At 46.1% G+C, this 1,703-nt stretch carries 3 protein-coding genes; all 3 read left to right on the forward strand.

Annotated features, from left to right (window positions below; translation table 11 throughout):
- A partial coding sequence (locus WAK81_RS08705; RefSeq protein WP_422196496.1) for an LLM class flavin-dependent oxidoreductase occupies positions 1-510 on the forward strand: 510 nt, incomplete at its 5' end.
- Positions 510-1,325 carry an aliphatic sulfonate ABC transporter permease SsuC gene (gene ssuC, locus WAK81_RS08710; protein WP_422196497.1) on the forward strand — a complete coding sequence of 272 codons (816 nt, stop codon included), beginning with the start codon at positions 510-512 and terminating at the stop codon, positions 1,323-1,325. The genes WAK81_RS08705 and ssuC, both read left to right, overlap by 1 nt.
- 10 nt (positions 1,326-1,335) lie before the next feature.
- Positions 1,336-1,703 (forward strand): ATP-binding cassette domain-containing protein (locus tag WAK81_RS08715; RefSeq protein ID WP_422196498.1); only part of this gene is annotated, 368 nt, incomplete at its 3' end.

Raw genomic sequence — 1,703 nt, forward strand, 5'->3', positions numbered from 1 at the left:
ACTTTAAATTACGGTATCCGTTTACACGTGATTGTGCGTGAAACCAATCAACAGGCATGGGCTGCTGCTGAAGAACTGATTCAATATGTTGATGATGCCACCATTCAAGCGGCGCAAAAGAAATTCAAACAAATGGATTCGGTGGGTCAACGTCGCATGGCTGAACTGCATAATGGCGACCGCAGCAAACTTGAAGTATCTCCGAACCTTTGGGCAGGTGTTGGCCTAGTTCGTGGCGGCGCAGGTACAGCATTGGTTGGTGATCCACAAACCGTGGCTGACCGCATTCAGGAATATGCAGATTTGGGGATTGATACCTTTATTTTCTCAGGCTATCCACATCTTGAAGAATCTATTCGTTTTGCTGAACTGGTGTTCCCACTGCTTCCATTAGAAGTCCGTCAAAAACTGGCGCAACCCAATCTGACCGGTCCTTTTGGTGAAATCGTGGCAAATAACTATGTGCCCGATCAGGCGAAAAAAGAAGTGAAAACTCAGGAGCCGGCTTAATGAGTAAAAGCATTTCTGCTGAAAGCTTGGCCAAAACCAAGGTTTCACGTGGAACACAATTTGGGCAGCATCTGCTGCCCTGGTTGTTCCCGATCGCACTGATCGCGATTTGGCAAATTGCCTCCGGTAGCGGTGCTTTAGAAAGCCGTATTCTGCCTGCACCAAGTGCGGTGGTAAGCGCATTCTGGAATCTGTTGATCAGTGGCGAGCTTTGGCAACATGTTCAGGTCAGTGCTGGACGTGCCCTGCTTGGTTTATTGGTGGGTGGTGGCTTAGGATTACTTCTGGGCTTGCTGAATGGTTCTTCTAAAATAGCATCCACCCTACTCGATACAACCTTACAAATGATCCGTAACATTCCAGCCTTGGCCTTAATTCCTTTAGTGATTTTATGGTTCGGAATTGATGAATCCGCCAAGCTGTTTTTAGTCGCTGTGGGGGTGTTCTTCCCTATCTATATCAATACCTATCATGGGATCCGATCGGTTGATCCCCAGCTGATCGAGATGGGTAAAAGCTATGGTCTAACCCGCTGGCAATTATACAAAGAAATTATTTTACCGGGTGCAATGCCTTCGATTCTGGTCGGTTTACGCTTTGCCTTGGGTCTAGTTTGGGTACTGCTGATTGTTGCAGAAACCATTTCCGCACAATCCGGCATTGGCTATATGACCATGAATGCGCGTGAATTTTTACAAACTGATGTCGTGTTAGTGGGTATTTTACTCTACGCCCTGCTTGGAAAATTGGCCGATGTATTGGCAGTAGGCTTGGAAAAATACTTACTGCGTTGGCATGCCGGATATCAAAAATAAGGAATAAGTCATGACTGATTTAAGTATAGGGCGACATGCATCGGAAGAAATCTCAACACTCGAACATCCTGCAGCTGTAGATATCAATCCCACAGCGGTGGTTGGTGCAGAAATTCTGATTGAGCAACTGCATAAATTCTATGGTGATATAACGGTTCTAGAAGATTTGGACCTGCATATTCAACCTGGTGAATTCCTTGCCATTGTTGGTCTTAGTGGATGTGGTAAAAGTACCCTGCTTCGTCTGATAGCGGATTTAGAACATCCCAGCTATGGTGAAATCAAGTTTAAATCGGCACGACATATTCGCGAAGGCATTAGCAGTGATGACATTCGTGTCATGTTCCAGGACCCGCGACTTTTGCCGTGGCGTAGCAT

Source organism: Acinetobacter sp. (genome assembly GCF_049284435.1).
Taxonomy (GTDB): domain Bacteria; phylum Pseudomonadota; class Gammaproteobacteria; order Pseudomonadales; family Moraxellaceae; genus Acinetobacter.